At 51.2% G+C, this 16,016-nt stretch carries 15 protein-coding genes and 2 tRNA genes; 9 read left to right on the top strand and 8 right to left on the bottom strand.

All coding sequences use genetic code 11. The features are described from left to right. Positions 1–31: 31 nt before the first annotated feature. The 3 genes from HBUT_RS01990 (at position 32) to HBUT_RS01980 (ending at position 2,099) form a co-directional block, all read left to right on the top strand. Entirely contained in the window at positions 32–1,540 is a 1,509-nt protein-coding gene (locus tag HBUT_RS01990; protein WP_011821569.1) for an AMP phosphorylase, read from the top strand. Between the two features lie 95 nt (positions 1,541–1,635). After that, entirely contained in the window at positions 1,636–1,932 is a 297-nt protein-coding gene (locus HBUT_RS01985) for an RNA polymerase (RefSeq protein ID WP_011821568.1), read from the top strand. A 79-nt stretch (positions 1,933–2,011) separates the two neighbouring features. Further along, positions 2,012–2,099: transfer RNA gene (locus HBUT_RS01980), tRNA-Leu, on the top strand. A 465-nt stretch (positions 2,100–2,564) separates the two neighbouring features. On the opposite strand, the gene HBUT_RS01975 is transcribed toward HBUT_RS01980, so the two are convergent. From HBUT_RS01975 to modA, 4 genes are read right to left on the bottom strand one after another with little or no spacing between them, the layout of a single operon-like run. Then, positions 2,565–2,954, bottom strand: coding sequence for an Mth938-like domain-containing protein (locus HBUT_RS01975; RefSeq protein ID WP_011821567.1), 390 nt, complete (start codon positions 2,952–2,954; stop codon positions 2,565–2,567). A gap of 15 nt (positions 2,955–2,969) precedes the next feature. Further along, positions 2,970–3,662 carry an ABC transporter ATP-binding protein gene (locus HBUT_RS01970; RefSeq protein ID WP_011821566.1) on the bottom strand — a complete coding sequence of 231 codons (693 nt, stop codon included), beginning with the start codon at positions 3,660–3,662 and terminating at the stop codon, positions 2,970–2,972. Beyond that, positions 3,650–4,423: a molybdate ABC transporter permease subunit gene (locus HBUT_RS01965; RefSeq protein WP_011821565.1), complete on the bottom strand. Its 774-nt coding sequence runs from the start codon at positions 4,421–4,423 to the stop codon at positions 3,650–3,652. Before HBUT_RS01965 ends, HBUT_RS01970 begins: the two co-directional genes overlap by 13 nt. Then, on the bottom strand, positions 4,399–5,253 hold the full coding sequence (gene modA / locus HBUT_RS01960; RefSeq protein ID WP_011821564.1) for a molybdate ABC transporter substrate-binding protein: 855 nt from the start codon (positions 5,251–5,253) through the stop codon (positions 4,399–4,401). Before modA ends, HBUT_RS01965 begins: the two co-directional genes overlap by 25 nt. Positions 5,254–5,336: 83 nt before the next feature. Between modA and HBUT_RS01955 the strand changes: the two genes are divergently transcribed. The 5 genes from HBUT_RS01955 to HBUT_RS09160 all read left to right on the top strand — a co-directional run bounded on the left by HBUT_RS01955 (position 5,337) and on the right by HBUT_RS09160 (position 11,261). After that, positions 5,337–5,792 (top strand): Tfx family DNA-binding protein, encoded by a 456-nt coding sequence (locus tag HBUT_RS01955; RefSeq protein ID WP_011821563.1) that lies wholly within the window; start codon positions 5,337–5,339, stop codon positions 5,790–5,792. A 488-nt stretch (positions 5,793–6,280) separates the two neighbouring features. Next, positions 6,281–8,854: a molybdopterin-dependent oxidoreductase gene (locus tag HBUT_RS01950; RefSeq protein ID WP_011821562.1), complete on the top strand. Its 2,574-nt coding sequence runs from the start codon at positions 6,281–6,283 to the stop codon at positions 8,852–8,854. 25 nt (positions 8,855–8,879) lie between these two features. Next, positions 8,880–9,527 (top strand): 4Fe-4S dicluster domain-containing protein, encoded by a 648-nt coding sequence (locus HBUT_RS01945; RefSeq protein ID WP_011821561.1) that lies wholly within the window; start codon positions 8,880–8,882, stop codon positions 9,525–9,527. A 7-nt stretch (positions 9,528–9,534) separates the two neighbouring features. After that, positions 9,535–10,764 (top strand): NrfD/PsrC family molybdoenzyme membrane anchor subunit, encoded by a 1,230-nt coding sequence (gene nrfD, locus HBUT_RS01940; RefSeq protein WP_011821560.1) that lies wholly within the window; start codon positions 9,535–9,537, stop codon positions 10,762–10,764. 101 nt (positions 10,765–10,865) lie between these two features. Further along, entirely contained in the window at positions 10,866–11,261 is a 396-nt protein-coding gene (locus HBUT_RS09160) for a molybdopterin-guanine dinucleotide biosynthesis protein MobB (protein WP_083756262.1), read from the top strand. 284 nt (positions 11,262–11,545) lie between these two features. Here the strand turns inward: HBUT_RS09160 and HBUT_RS01930 are convergent. After that, a tRNA-Val gene (locus tag HBUT_RS01930) sits at positions 11,546–11,623 on the bottom strand. Positions 11,624–11,856: 233 nt separating this feature from the next. Between HBUT_RS01930 and HBUT_RS01925 the strand changes: the two genes are divergently transcribed. Further along, positions 11,857–13,938 carry a S16 family serine protease gene (locus HBUT_RS01925; protein WP_011821558.1) on the top strand — a complete coding sequence of 694 codons (2,082 nt, stop codon included), beginning with the start codon at positions 11,857–11,859 and terminating at the stop codon, positions 13,936–13,938. Here the strand turns inward: HBUT_RS01925 and HBUT_RS08820 are convergent. Genes HBUT_RS08820 through HBUT_RS01910 form a run of 3 tightly spaced genes read right to left on the bottom strand, consistent with a single transcriptional unit; the run spans position 13,935 to position 16,007 of the window. Beyond that, a complete protein-coding gene (locus tag HBUT_RS08820; RefSeq protein WP_011821557.1) occupies positions 13,935–14,762 on the bottom strand; it encodes a protein-tyrosine phosphatase family protein in 828 nt (275 codons plus the stop codon). The two genes, HBUT_RS01925 and HBUT_RS08820, sit on opposite strands and share 4 nt — an antisense overlap. Further along, complete coding sequence (locus tag HBUT_RS01915; protein WP_011821556.1) at positions 14,755–15,168, bottom strand: CopG family ribbon-helix-helix protein; 414 nt, start codon at positions 15,166–15,168, stop codon at positions 14,755–14,757. The genes HBUT_RS08820 and HBUT_RS01915 overlap by 8 nt, the downstream gene beginning before the upstream one ends. Next, complete coding sequence (locus HBUT_RS01910; protein ID WP_228546776.1) at positions 15,168–16,007, bottom strand: metal ABC transporter permease; 840 nt, start codon at positions 16,005–16,007, stop codon at positions 15,168–15,170. The genes HBUT_RS01915 and HBUT_RS01910 overlap by 1 nt, the downstream gene beginning before the upstream one ends. Between the last annotated feature and the right edge of the window lie 9 nt (positions 16,008–16,016).

The raw sequence follows: 16,016 nt of genomic DNA, 5'->3' as shown, positions 1-16,016 counted from the left end.
CAGGCTAAAGGGGAAGGCGTGGCTGGTGAATATGCCGGTTAAGGGCTTAAAGGTTGAGGCAGCATCAATAGATCCGGGTCACGATGCTGTCATCCTAAACCCCCGTGATGCTGAGCATCTCGGTGTAGTAGCCGGCCTGAGAGCCAGCGTAGTCTGCAGGGGTAGAGGTGTCGGAGCAGTAGTTATTGTTGATCCCCGGGTCCCCGAGCGTGTTGCACAACTAACCAAGGGCCTCGTTGAGAGACTTGGTGACTGCGATACTGTGGATGTACACCCCATTGATGTGCCGCCAAGCTTTGATGCGTTTAAGAAAAGGCTCTCCGGAGCTAGGCTATCCGCTGCAGAGTATAAGATGCTTATAGCAGACATAGTTGCAGGATACTATGACGATGCACAGATAGCCTCGTTCCTAGTAAGCCAGCTCTACAGCAAGCTAGCCGACGAGGAGCTAGAGCACCTCATAAGAGCCATGGTGGAGACTGGCGAGGTTGTAAAGTTTGGCGAACCAGTTTACGATGTTCATAGTATAGGTGGTGTACCCGGAAACAGCAAGGTTGCACTCCTGGTCGTACCCATAGTTGCGTCGCGAGGCCTACTCATACCAAAGACTAGTAGCAGGGCGATAACGAGTCCGGCAGGCACGGCAGACACGATGGAGGTCCTCGCTAAGGTCGCGTTCAAGCCACAAGAACTGCATGATATGGCGCTAAGAGCCCGTGGCCTCATAGTCTGGGGTGGCGCGCTAAACCTCGCACCGGCTGACGACATCTTCGTAAGGGTTGAACGCAGGATAGGTGTGGATCCCCCTACCCAGATGGTTGCCAGTATACTCGCGAAGAAGCTGGCTATGAGCGTGTCGAGACTGGTGATAGACCTCCCTACAGGCCGGGGCGCTAAGGTGCAGGATGAGAGTGAGGCTGAGCTACTAGCATCTATGTTCCTTGCCCAGGCTGGGAGGCTAAACATAGCGATGAGAGTTGCGATAACCTTTGGTGGCGAACCCATAGGCTTCAGTGTTGGCCCAGCACTAGAAGCACGGGAAGCTCTACAAACACTGATGAAGGGTGATGGAGCGTCAAGCCTGGTGGAGAAGGCTTGCAGCCTAGCAGGCCTAGTCTTTGAACTCGGCGGCGTAGTGCCACGCGGGCGGGGCTACAGTCTGGCATGCGAGATACTTCGCAGCGGTGCAGCATACCGCAAGTTCCGCGAGATAATAGAGGTTCAGGAGGGTGATCCCGACATAAAGCCTGAAGACATAAAGTTGGCGCCCAAGCAGTTCACTCTTGAAGCTCCGCGTGACGGCATAGTAACAATGATAGACAACCGCGCAATATCGCTCGCAGCTCGTGCGGCAGGAGCACCCGAGGACAAGGGCGCAGGCATACAGCTACACGTCAAGACAGGCTACCGTGTAAGGAAGGGAGACCCCCTGCTAACGATATACGCTTCAAGCGATACAAGGCTCCATGAGGCAGTGAGACTCCTAGATGAATACAATGCAGTACTTATAGAGGGAGTCGTAGTAAAAGTCTTACCATAGCACGCAGCCACGAAAAATATATACACACCCCATGCCTAGCAGTGCGGTGGCCCCAAACACATCCCAACAAAGCACATGGTTAGGGGATGAACGGGATGAAGTTCTGCCCCCGCTGCGGTGGCCTCATGATACCTGCAGGTCGTGAAGGAGACAACGTAATCCTACGCTGCACTCGATGTGGTTACACGGAGACAATAAGCGCTAAACAGGTAACCGACTACACCATAGTGGGGGAAACGCCAAAGGAAGAACACACAATAACAACGCTAAAAGTCAGTGAGGCCAAACGCCGCCCAGCCAAGACGCTCGAGGAGTGGGAGCAGGAGAGAGAAGAGTACCGCGAAGTCCTACAAGAACTCCTACAGCAAGAACTCGAAGGCACTGAAGAGTAAACTCCACTAGGAGACATGAAGCAAGAATGCCGATTAACCATTATAACCCTCCCACTAACCACAACACCTTCTTAACGGTGCGGGGGTGCCCGAGCCAGGTCAAAGGGGGCGGGCTTAAGACCCGCTGGCGTAGGCCGGCGTGGGTTCAAATCCCACCCCCCGCACCACCCTCCTCTCCTCAACCAGTTACGGCAAACAAGCTCCTGGATTTTGTTGTACACACCGGCGTAGTATGTTTGTGGTGAAGCCTGCTGAGAGACTTGCGTCGACTACATCCTGCATTGTATCGCCACTTGTGGATCTGTCAACATATCATGGTATGTATGTAAATATGCTAGATTCGCTATTGTCGTATAGGTTTAGTGTTGACGGAACTTATCAGACCGTAGAGCAGCAGTTCAGGTACCAGCACCAGTAGATACTCGGCATGTTCGTCTCTTTGAGTCGCTTGAGTGTCTCAAGAAGCCCCGTAGCGTTGACCAGTTCTTTGAGAGGCTCTACGGCAGGCCCAAACACGACCAAGGTATTGGGCTGTCAGCGCGATCCCGGTGGGCAGTTGCTCTGCGACAATTCTCCCACGTAGAGGTTTTGGTGTTCTAACTCCCTGCGGCTAGATAAGTGATAAATCTAGTTCAGCAAGTTACATGTATTACAATTAGCGGCTTTCTACATTTTTCGAGTTCATGACACATCTCAACAATCCTGGGTGTAATATCGATAAACACTCTAACACCTTGTTTCTCAAGTTCTGCTAGTTTCTCCATAGCTTCTGGTGTAACCTTCATAGCTCCTCTTTGCCCGGTACCAATTATTACACAGTCGACGCTATCGACTTTCGAAAGATAGAAGTCGAGCTCACGCCTAGAGAGTGGCGTGTGGTTATAGAGGTCTGCTTCAGGTTTTGAGAGAGTCTTCTCACGCCTTGTAGTAGATCCATCAGGATAGACAACTATATCGTGGTCGTATTTATGGCCTCCAAGGATTATGTAGCCAAACCCCGTTGATGCAGGGCACAGCTTCAACTTGGAGACAGCCCGTTAGTCTACTGATGCTGAGTCGGCATAAAATAGCTTGATAACACCATTGTGGAGTATATATGCTTCATCGGCTTCTCGAGCATCTTCGAGATCGTGGCTTGTCATCACCACCGTCATGCCAGTTTTGCGTGTTAGTTGTCTTAGTAGCCTACGCAGCCTACCACGTGACCATGGATCAATATGGCTGAATGGCTCGTCGAGAAGAAGCACATGAGGCTTCAATGCTAGAGCCCTAGCTATGGCTACTCTCTGTGCCTGGCCACCACTTAGTTGTTGGGGATAAAGATTTAGTAAATTCTCAACCCCTAAAGCTTTAGCAGCCCATTCGACACGTTCTCTCACCTCATGCTCGGGAAGGCCGTGAATCCGGGGCCCAAAAGCAATATTATCATAGACCGACATGTGTGGGAAAAGGGCAACATCTTGCGGTACGTAGCCAACTCCACGCTCTTCAGGAGGTACATTAATACCTGCGTCACTGCTGTAAACTAGGCGTCCATTAATGTAAACTTCACCCTTAGCTGGTTCAAGTAGGCCTACAATTATCTTTAAAAGAGTTGTCTTGCCAGACCCGTTAGGCCCCACAATGACTACGAACTTGCCCTCTTGAGTACTGAATGTTACACCTAATAGCACCCAATCTCTTTTACCATCATACCTCTTCCATATGTTAACGAGTTTCACCGCCTCCATGCCCTGCCACCAAGAACCCAGTACATGGTCAAAAAGAGCACGGCGACAGCTATCGAAATGAGTGAAAGAGCTACGGCAACCCCAGGCTCGCCTTCAGCGAAGGATAGGTAGATGGCTATTGGCAAGGTCTCTGTTTTGCCTCGTGTTGCCCCAGCCAGCATGACTGTAGCTCCAAACTCGCCCATAGCCCTTGCAAAGCAAACACCATATGATGCAATGATGCCCCTGAACGAGAGCGGGATTAGAATGTTGGTTATTCTGCATAGAGTTCTACAGCCGAGAGTTCTTGCAACCTCCTCGTAGTTCGGGTTGACAGCATCAAATACCTCCCAGAGAAGTCTAAGGGCTATCGGGTAGACTACAGCCGTTTGTGCAATGATTATACCTGGTACATCTAGGACAACACCTATTATTCTGTCAACAATTCTGCCTAGAGGGTTTGAAGTAAAGAAGACTAGTAGAAGAAAGCCCGTAGCAACAGGTGGTGCGGCAAGAGGGGCTGTTAGAAATGCGGCTACCAAAGCCTTGCCAGGTATATTCGATCTAGCCAGCACATAGGCAGTTGGTGCAGCTGATGAAATGGCAATAGCCGATGCTACAGCGGCAGATGCTACACTGAGCATAACCGCTCTTTGAGTACTGGGCTTAGCTAATGCCTCAAGTATGGCTTGAGGACTACTCCATGCTATAGCTGAGGCTATCATTAAGCAAGCAATCATTATTGGTGGCAAAAGCGCTAGGAGGTAGAGCTGATTAGCCATTCAGCTTCAACCCCCTCTGCATGTTCCAAGGCTTCTTTAACGTCTACTATGTAGCCAAGCTCGAGAAACACCTTTCTAGCGCGTGGATCAGTAGTGACAAATTCTACAAATCTTAGAGCAGTATCTGGATTTTTCGAATGTGTTGTAACAGCTATTGGTATCCAGGATGCATTTACGAGGTTTGATGGTAGTGGTATCGTCTCAACCCGATCCGGGTACCAGTACTTGATTGCGTGCCATGCTATCGTAGCATCGACAGCTCCTGTTACAACGAGGGATACTAACCTAGTGAAAGTATCAGCATAAGCGACCACGTTATCCATAACATCATCCAGGATACCAGCACGTCTCAAAATCTCAACGCTATGTGCGCCTATTGCAGCAGCTCTAGTGTCTGCAAGAGCTACCTTGACCCCCGGTCTTGCAAGATCATAGATACTCCTAACATTAGCTGGATTGCCTGCCGGAACGGCTATGACAGGAATGAGGAACGCGACGGGACGTACCGTGGACGGATCTACTAGGCCGCGTTCAACTGCTTCAATCATGTAGCGTGGTGAAGCAGGTGCATAGACATCTGCTGGGGCGCCTGCAGCTATACGAGCTAGAAGCTCGCCCGAACTGCCATAGACAACATCTACTTTAATACCTGTTTCCTCCTCGAAGAGAGTAATAACCTTCTCCCATGCCTCTCGTCCTGCAGCACAGAGATACACGTGGAGAGTAACGCCTCCATCGTTTTCATAGTGTTGTTGATACGCTAGGTAGGTGGTTGAGAGTGCTATTAGGAGCAATAGTGCTAACACCGCTAGGGCGAGAGCCCTCCGCAACCAACATCTCCGAGGCATAGTGTACTTGAGTAGGAAAAATAAATAACTATTCCCTTATTCGAAGTAAATATGGTGACATGTACTTGAGTTATGGGCTGTTGAATCGGGTACAGATCACGGTGCTAGCACTTAGAGATAAGGGGCTGGGGCTGGGCGAGATAGCAAGAATGTTGGGTCTGAGCAAACAAGCCGTATGGTCTATTGAGAAGAGAGCACGGAGACTACTTGAGAATGCAGCTAAAACTCTTGCAGCCTACGAGCTAGCTACAGCAGCATCTGTAATAGTAGTGAACCCCGATACCGATCTCGCTAAACTTCCGTCATACGTAATTAGGGAGGCTGATGCCAATGGGGTTAAGCTCAGACTCGACTATGCTGGCATCTATGTATTCGTAAGGAACGAGTCAAAAAAATGTACTAGAGACAACGGCCTCGACAATTTCGCTATACTCATCTTTAGAGATGGAAGACTACGCGTCTACTGCCTAAGAGAAATAGAAAGCCTCCTAGATCTCGCAGGAAAAATTGTAGAAGTTTGATGTTGCAAGGAATAAGGAATAGTGTGTAAATTAATTATTTAAATTAATTATTATATCGTCCAAAGCAATTGCAATACCTAGAGCAAGTCATAGGTTGTAGGCTGTAGTCGACGATAGGAAACAACAGCTAGATGATCCCGGAGAGGCTAGAGCAATAATTACCACTATTATTGTCATTATTTTTAAATGAACTAATATTTCATGCTTAAGCTTAACATAAGCAATATCACAATATTAAACCAAAATGCTAAAAGATCCAAACGAAAACTCATGTAAATAATGTATTAGAAACTTATAAGTATGTGTTCAATAATGTTCTTTTAATGATCTATGGAATCTCATTCATAGAAATAGGTAAAAACTAACAGACACGATACTATGTTGAAAATACCTCAAAAAGCAGGGATACTACATAAATAACCCACATATCGATAAGTACTACTATAACGGCAGAGAATGGTGTAGCATCACGGGAGGGATGTATTGTCGTGAAGATATCACGGCGTGATTTTATAAAGATCGCTGCTGTGGCAGGAGCATCAGTAGCACTACCCCTTTCGCTGCCAAGGCCTCGGACGGTTATCGATAAAGGTGGTGTAAAGTTCGCAGCAGCTGCTAGCGAGCCTTCTAAATCTAAAGTAGTTGTTAGCAGTTGTCTAATCTGTGGTCAACGCTGCCCGTTCAAGATTTACGTGCGTAAAGTTGGCGATGAGGAAGTAATAGAGAAGATAGTATATGCATCCGATCCTTCACATGATGAGTTCTTCGCTATCTGTGGCAGGCCACAAACCATATTCGAGCTGCGATATTTGCCGGAGCGAATACCTAGGCCCCTAAAGAGAGTCGGTCCTCGTGGTAGTGGCCAATTCGTGGAGATAACGTGGGAGGAAGCACTTGACATCATAGCTAAGAAAATAAAAGAACTCATGGATAAGGGTGAGGTACACCGCATAGTCGCGGTATCCCACCAGGGTTACGAAGGTAGTCATGTAAGAGACTTCTTCAAGAACGTTATTGGCACTCCCAATGCTACTCAGCACTGTGATACTTGCCACACAGGCATGGATATCGGCCACAAGTTCATATTCGGCAGCCCAAAGGGGCCCTCCGCGTTTCAGCCAGACTATAAGAATGCCAAGATGATCATCGTTATGGGCCGCAACCCAGTAGGAGGAATTGTTGCCTCAGCATGGACAAAGATGTTCACCGAAGGTAGAGCCAATAAGGCAAAGCTTGTGGTATTCGATGTGAGGAAGAGCCGGCTCACAGCGATAGCCGACGAATACTACATAATACCTCCTGCAACCGATTTAGCTATATCACTCGCTATTCTCAACGTGATACTTACCGAAAAGCTCTACAATAAAGACTATCTAATCAAGTGGACTAACGCGCCAATGCTCTTCTACGCGGACACCCTAGAACCTGTCAAGCTCGCCGATAATCCGTTGATGGAGGGTAAGAAGACGTATCTAGTATACGACGAGGCTACCGGCGAGTTCAAGCTGAAGACAGAAGCTAAACAGCCAGCGCTAGAGTATGAAGGTACCTACAATGGCAGGCCTGTAAAGACAGCCCTTCTCCTACTGAAGGATCATGTGAAAGACTATACACCTGAATGGGCTGAAAAGATTACAGGTGTACCAGCCAACACTATAAGGAGAATTGCAAGAGAGCTAGCTGAAGCAGCACCCAAGGCCTTCATAGACCATGGCTACAAAGGTGCAAGATATTATAACGAGGGTATGCTGAAGAGAGTGAACATGCTCATAAACGTGCTTATAGGTAGTGTTGGAAGCGTCGGAGGCGTAGCATATCCGGCTGGCAAACCAAAGATTAAGCATCCCTTCGACATCATAGGAATAGAGAAAACGAAGCCCACCGGGCTATCCATACCCGACTACTGGGCCCAGAACGGTATTGAAAATATTATAGGTAAGTGCTGGAGTCAGCTCCTCGTCAAAACAATAATGACGGGTAAGCCATACCCAATAGGTCTACTATTCATACATCTCGAGAACCTCGTAGCCCATACGGTAAGCGGCAGGAAGTTCCTGGAAGCATTAAAGGATGAGAAGCGTGTTGAACTCATAGTGGTAGCTGACACAACCTTCAATGAGACGGTGATGTATGCCGATATAGTACTCCCCATACCGCTCTTCTTCGAGGCAACAACCTGGTCGCTGCAAACTGCTAAGAAGAGCTATGTTAGTCTTGTAACCACAGGCATAAAGGCTGTCGATCCACCATCCGGCATAGATGCTAGACCCACTTGGTGGATCCTTGTAGAACTCGCTAAGAGACTCGGCAAACTGCCACCAAACGTGGAAGTTGACCCACTTGAGGTCCAGCGCAAGCAAGCTGAAGCACTAGGCATAAACTTCGACGAGCTGCTGGAGAAGGGTTATGTAATGCTATGGACGAAGCCAAAGTATCATCCATGGGGTGGTGAGCCTCTATCAACAGTTACCGGTGAACTCGAGATAGTTAATGTGGCACTTCTAGAGAAGTATAGAGGGTTCGTCGGAAAAGAGTCGCCGCTGAACCCATTCCCTATATGGATACGGCCACTCTGGATGAGGAAAGGCCAGCTGGCACCAGATGAGTTCATACCGGTAGAGTATCAGGACCCGCTAACATCGATAAACATGCTCATAAGATTCGCGAAGCTCTCAATAGATGCTCTAGAATACAAGAACTTGTACGGTGTCCTAATACATCCAAGCAGAGCCGAGAAGCTTGGGCTGAGGACAGGAGACCTGGTAAGGATTAAGGGTGCCGGAGGCGAAATAATTGCAAAGGTCATAGTAAGTGAGGATGTACACCCATACATTATCGCAGCTCCACATGCAACAGCCATAGATGAGATGGTTATACCAAGGACAGCTAGGATAAAGACACGGGAGGGCAGAGAGATCACAGTTAAACTCTTCAGCAAAGGAGGCGGTTATGGCATCAATAATAACCTCCTTGCCGATCCTGATGAGGCTGTAGTTCCCGAAGAGGGTTATAGAGCTGCCCAGCATGATTTTGTCGTAAGAATAGAGAAGATCACGGGATGAATTAGCTGGCTAGGGGGTGGCTAGAATGGCTAGACTTGCAATGGTTATAGATCTCAATAGATGTACCGGCTGCATGGCGTGTAGTATCGCATGTATAAGAGAGAATATTGCTAGACAGTTTAGCGAAAATGTTGAACTTCCGGAGGGCAACGCTATATTCTACGCAAGGACGAAGCCTGCAATGATCCGTGGAGGGCCATTTGGCGATGTACCGTACTTCATACAGTGCATGCACTGTGAAAACCCGCCATGTGCCGCTGTCTGCCCCACCGGGGCAACCTACAAGACTAAGGAAGGCGTCGTAATGCTCGACCATAGTAAGTGTATTGGCTGCCGTGCATGTGTCATCGCGTGTCCCTACGCTGCGAGAACAGTGTACCGTGGCAAGATGAGAGGACCAGCACCGCATTCAGAAGCTCTAGCACCGGGATATCCCGACAAGTGCACGTTCTGCTATCATCGTGCTAAGGAAGGTGATGGTAAGTGGGTTCCAGCATGTGTCGAAGCTTGTGCCTTCCAGGCAAGGTTCTTCGGTGACTTAGACGACCCGAACAGCATTGTACATAAGCTTGTAAGTGAAGGTTATGCTGTTGCACTAGCTCCAGAGCTTGGTACTAAACCCAAGCTCTTCTTCGTTCCTCCAGCCAAAACCCATGTGATGAGGAGGAGGTGAGCGACCTATGAGCCATGGTAGGGTTGCTAGTGGTGCTAGGCTAGGAGCGGCTGGAGCAGCCTTCATAATTGTCGGCGGCCTGCTTACAGTACTATTCATCTACGGCATTTACAGCCGCCAGACACTAAGCGAGGCATCACCACTACACGCGCTAGCCCCGTGGGGATTGATGGTTACAGGCTATGTCTTCTTCGCCATCTCGAGCGGCGGCGTATACGATGCCTTGGCGATTAGAGTTGCAATACTCGGGCAAAGAGAGGCCAGGAATGAGATACGTAAGCTACTAGTGCTAGCCCTAGCACTACTAGTTCCAGGCATTGCACTAGTCTTCGCTGACCTACTACACATAGAGCACAGTCTGTGGATATACCTTGGCTTCAACCCAGAGTCAAGGATAGCTTGGAACGGCATACTATACATAGTGTACGCGGCATTCCTACTAGCGACAATGGTCTACGTGTTTAACAAGGGAGAAGACAGCCTCTACACAGGGCTTGGCAAGGCGCTGCTAGTGGGAGGGCTGCTAGCAAGCCTAGCGCTAGAGTACAACCTTGCGCTAGCATTCGGCTACAACGTCGCTATACCAGGCTGGTTCGCCGCTCCACTGGGCGTGTTCAATATAGCGCTAGCATTCATGCTTGGTGCTGCATGGATAGCAATAGGCTTGGGAGTAGTTGCGAGGGCTGCCTCGAAGCTCTCTCTTGAAGAGTGGCGTCACAATATACCATCAGTGTCTAAGGAGCTTGCAGGTATGGCGCTCGCTGTAGGATTCATTACTGGGTGGATGCTACTACAGCAGACAGGATGGGGGCTCGCAGAAAAGACGGCAGAAATACTGACGTCCGGTGAGTTGGCGGGGCTCTTCTGGCTCTCAATACTGCTAGCTGTTATAGTACCTATATCACTAGGTCTCATAGCTACGTGGAGAAAGGCTGGTGCAGCACTACTGTTAGCCTCAGTACTAGCTGTGCTGGGCGGCTTCACGCTACTACATAGTGTTGTCGCTGCTGGCCAGGTAGTAAGGCTTGAAGCACTAGAAGACTACCACGCACTAGCACTACATTCTATAGGCGAGAACTATGCAGAAGAAGCACTGCACGAGCTACTAACGAGCAGAGCAGAGCTGGCCTCAGTCATAGGCGCAATAGGGCTATGGCTCCTGCTATATGTGCTTGGCCTGCAAATACTAGCTGTAGAACCCTACGAGAAGCCTAGAAGGCTGCTATTATTCCGGTAGAGTCTGTTCCCCACATTTTTTTTAACTCTGCTACACAAATCAAGCTCTTGTATTTTTAACTATTCAAGCCTCCAGCCCATACTCCTGGAGGTGCTAGTAGACTGCGAACAGCCTGCAAGTCCATAGTTCTCATTACTGCAGCAGGTCGGGGTCACGGCAAGACTCTCTTAGGTACCTCGCTTACAAGACACTTAACAGAGCAAGGCTATCACGTTGCTGCAATTAAACATATCCACCAACCTCACGTGGACTATCGCGTAAAGGATACCGGTAGATACCTTGAGGCTGGCGCATCACCCGTTATCGCGGTCTCACCTGAAGAGTACATGGTTGTGGTAAGGAGAGCTATAGGGCTTGAATACGCCCTAGATTTAGCCCTAAGTCATGGAGTTCAAGTCATCGTGGTGGAGGGATTTAGAGAACTTGCAGACTATGTTAGAGCATTGGGTGGTTGTATAGTGTATATTGAAGCTGACCGCGGTATCAGCAGAAGCTGAGGGCAACATTGTAGCATTAAACTCAGTAGGAGAGGCAGTGGAGAGTATTATTAACCTAATTACTGCAGATAGGTGCTGTATTAAGAGACACTGGGAGACAATGGGCCCATAGCCCAGCCAAGACAGAGCGCCGACCTCTAAGCCCTAGATACACTATTTCCCGTTGCTTGGAGGTGGTAGCGTATACAACAGCACTTTATTTAGGAAAGCTGCAATACATGAACCAATGCTCTTGACTCTGAGGGCACGACGAAATGGAGAAGGGAGGAGAACTATGTTGTACATGGTGGGCCCGCGGGGATTTGAACCCCGGACCTCCGCCGTGTAAGGGCGGCGTCCTAACCAGGCTAGACGACGGGCCCAGCCCTTTTCCCGGGCTGTGGGCTCCACGGTAATCCTTCACTCTATGTGGCGTGGAGTAAATTCTTTACGGTTCATGGGGTTATGTGTTTCTCGTGGTGTCCGGCTGGTGATGAGCGTTCGCTAGGTGCGAGCCCTTGGGCCGGGGGCTGTGAGCGTATATACGGCGGAGGCTGAGGGGAGCTATGCGTTTATCCCCTTAGCTCTTCTCTGTACCGGTTTGGGGGTCTGTGGTATGAGAGTGTACCTGGCCGCTATGGTTCTGGCGTTCTTAGCTGCTTCTCTCGCCCTGCCTGTCGCTGCTGGTGCAGTTGGCGGGTCTAGCGGGTATGTTTGGATGCGTAGTGTTCATGTTATTGTACCAGCTGTTGCTATGGTTGATGGTCGCTATGTTGGGGTTCTGTCGGAGCTTATTGTGACTGTTGCATGGCCTGGTAACGGCACGGTGTATTTTGCTGCTGATCCGCTGACCGAGCTTGACACACAAGCTGCCGCCCGCATGGCTGTCCTCGTGGCTTCTATGCTTGCCGGCGTGGACTACCATTCCTACGACTACTTCATACACTTGAGGGCTGAGTCGCCGATCGTTGGTGGGCCTAGTGCTAGTGGTGCTATGGCTGTCGCGGTGCTTGCTGCCCTCCGCGGCAAGAGTATACCTTCAAACTTCTCGATGACCGGTATGGTTGACCCCGATGCCACGCTTGGGCCGGTTGGCGGTATACCGCAGAAGCTCGAGGCTGTCGCCGAGAAGGGTGTGAAGCTGTTCGTTATCCCGGCAAGCCAAGCGTTTGCCCATGATCTTAATACTGGTGGTCTAGTTGATGTCAGGGCTCTCGGTGAGCAACTTGGCGTCAAGGTGGAGCCCACACTGACAATACTCGACGCCTACGTGGCAGCCACGGGTGATAGAGAGCTTGCGAAGGATACTGTCTGGGTGTGGTCGCTAAGCTACCCAGGTTGGCTCGCCGAGAGTCTTAACGATACAGCTGCTCGCTTTGCAGCGCTCGCCGGGGGCAACCTCACGTGCTGGAATAGCTTGGCTAGGGGGCTGGCGGGGCTACCCCCGAGCCTGATATCGGACCTGGAAGCCGTGGCTGGGGAGGCGGCGAGACTGTTAGCGCTCAGCAGGCAATATCTCGGAAACGGCTCATACTATAGCGCGGCCTCGGCAGCGTTTAGAGCAGCTATAAGCGCTACCTATGCCTGCCTTGCAGGCAAGGCGTTGGCGTCAAGAAATCTTGTTGGAGAACTTGTTAATGATGCAGAGAGGCTTGTTAATGCCAGCTTGACACTTCTCGGGGAAGCCAATCAGACAGTGGTTTCAAGTGTTAACGGTAATCTGACGGATGTTGCACTCCAGATAGCGATAACAGCCTACTCGAGGCTGCAAGATGCCTATGATACGGTGGAGCGTGCGCAGCAGTACGTGAGGGCTGTAGCTGTAGCGGATAGGTATACAGCCCCGGTATACGCGCTAAAGGCGCTATACTATAGCGTCTACGGCTACTATCGTGCCCTCACAGCCCTCCAGTGGGCAAAGCTAATCAGCGAGGCTAGGAGCTATGGGAGCCCAGTTACAGTGGAGAAGCTTACCGAGGCTATACACACCTACCTCTACTTCGCTAGGTCTGGCGCGGAGTACCTGGAGACGCTCGGTGTAGACACGTCAGAGCTAATGCAGACTATATCACAAGCATACGCGGTGCTGGAAGAGGCAAACACCGTGCTTGATATGCTCCATGCCCTCTCGCTGACAGTCCGCAGCCTCGCAGACCTGGCAGCGCTGCTACACAGTGCATTCAGCGTTAGCGTTGAGAATGCTGTGGCAGCTGCCGAGGTGAGCCTAAACCAGCTACTAGCGCTGGTGCTGAGGCGGCAGGGTGTAACCCCACTAATACCCCTCATGTATCGCGAATATGCAGGCACGCTAGCCGACATGCAGGCCAAACTAGCGCTCTATGTCGAGGCTGCAAGCTACACAATACTACTATCAACACTAGCCGCCAAGCCAGCGGCACCGCCAGAGCAGGGCGCGCAACAGCCAGCCAATGCTACGTGTAGCTGTAACTGTACATATCCGGCAACGGTGCAGTCTAGCCAGCCAGTGGTAGCAGGTGGAGCAGAAAACACAGCAAATACATCAACCACTATAGCTGGGACGCAGCAGGAGGCAACAACTACAGCCAACGCTACGGGTACCGGAGTGGCGGTTGCGGGTGGAGGCGTCCCCCTAGTCCCGGCGTTGAACATGGTGCTTGTAGCTCTGGTGTTCCTAGCGCTAGGGATAGCGCTTGGAGTTGTTGCAAGTAGAGTCTAGAGCCAGGGTACACGCTCCGGCTCCAAGCTAACGACCTTAACGCGGATTTTATCCACACCCACGAGCCTCCCAAGGATTCTAGCTAGTGACGTGACATCATTCTCGGAGAGTCTGCAGCCCCAGCTCCTTGCGGCAGCAGGGTGAGCGCCACGTTCGACCCAGCAGGTGACCCGTAGCTCTATGCTGTCCCGGGCTAGCCGGGCCTCTATATCGGCGATGTTGTAGCCCGTCCTCTCCTCGAGGAGGCCAGCAGCTTCCATGAGCTCGGGGCTGAAGGGGCTAGTACTGTTTAGTCTCGGCCTTAGCTCCCTGTAGAGGAGCAATGCATACTCCTCCCTGGCCCCGAGCCTCTCTGGCCTATCCCTTAGCTGGTAGAGGGTATCAAAGGCTCTGAGCACTGCGTGCTGGGGCCGTGTCTCCACGTTGCAGCCCGTAGCCGAGGAAACCCCGGTCAGCGCCTCGGGGAGCCTGGCGCCGGTGCGCGCCACCAGCCACGCAGCAGCGTAGACCGATGATCGGCCGCAGCCCCGGTAGCAGTGGACAAGTACCGGCTCAACAGCACGCTCAACAGCCTCTACAAGCTCGCCAAGCCTCGGCGCGTTATACTCGCCCACGGGGAGCCATACGAGCCTCTCGACGAGGCCCCGGAGGCTTCGGGGGTCGTAGGCAAGCCCGCTGCTATGCTCTATTGGGGTCGAGAGCGAGACAACCGTGCGGAAGACAGAAGCTATCCTTGGGACATCATCCTGGCACGGCATGCCGGAGACAGCGAGCCTCCCCAGCAGCACCCAGCGCGGCCTAAATCCACACACACTGCTAGCCATTGTTTACACCATCCTCGGGGAGCCCGGCTAGGGGTACGTATCTAACCCTACACCCAAGCCTTTCAAGCTCGGTGTGTAGCTCAGCAATCTTCTTCGAGGGGCCCCGGACAACGGCGACTTCAACACACCTCCCGTCTACGTGGTAATGGGATGATGCTAACACTATGTCCCTAAAGCTCTCGAACACCCTGCCGACGCTGATGTGTTGGTTATCAACCCCGGGCACGACTATCATGACGCCATAGCAGGTATGCTCTCTGATATAGTGCTCGTAGTCCTCTATGAGGATTTGTACAGCCCTCTCAACAAGCTTAGACCGGTCAACACCCATTATCCTCGTTAACGCGTCAAGCTTCTCTGCTAGCCTCTCCGGCAGCGAAACCCCAAACCTACGCCTTCTAGGCATTATTGGCGACCCCTGCCTGCCAGTACGGCTACAACATAGAGGCCGAGCATTGCAAAGCCCGAAGCACCCGATGGGGATAAACCAGTTGCCAGGCTCAACCCAGCACCCAGTCCCATAGCTGTGAAGGAGAGTACTAGTGATAGTAGTAGCGCTCTCCGGGCACTACCAGCCGACACTGAGGCAGCAGCGCCAGGCAGAAGCATGAATACGTGCTCGAGGATAAAGCCTACAACCTTAACCATAACCGCCACAACCACGCCTAGAAGAGTGAAGAACAGGAGGTCGTAGAGCCACACCCTCAGCCCTGTAATCCTTGCGGAATCCCGGTCGACGCCAAGGTAGACGTTCTCGACGTAGGTTAGTAGAGTCAGTGCGAGAGCTAGGACAGCAGTTGCTACAGCCATGTACGTTTCGCGTTTCGTAACTAGCAACGGGTCGCCAAACACTATGGCTGAGACATCGTAGCTAACCGGGAACGCTGTCTTAACATAGTAGACGGCGGTGACGGAACCAGAAGCTGAGAGGGCTACGAGTATCGACGTTGCTATATCGGGGTCCACGCCACGGTATATAATGTAGCCAGCGATGTAAACCAGCAGTACGCTGAGGGGGACAGCATAGAGGTAGGGGTCTCCTCCAACACTGTAGGCGAGTGGTATGGCGATAGTTGCTGCTAGTAGTGCAGAGTGCGGCGAGGCGCCAGCGAGGAAGTAGAGGCGGCGTGCAGCCACAATAACACTCATAGCGCTGAAAGCTAGGCTAGCAGCAGCCATGCTGAGCGCAGCAGTGTAACCAACGCTCAATGCGAAGAGCCATAGCATCCCCGCGGCAGCAAGCACAGCCAAAAC

Source organism: Hyperthermus butylicus DSM 5456 (assembly GCF_000015145.1).
Taxonomy (GTDB): Archaea; Thermoproteota; Thermoprotei_A; order Sulfolobales; family Pyrodictiaceae; genus Hyperthermus; species Hyperthermus butylicus.
The sequence above is the reverse complement of the archived record's forward strand: the minus strand, read 5'-3'. Positions and strand labels throughout refer to the sequence as shown.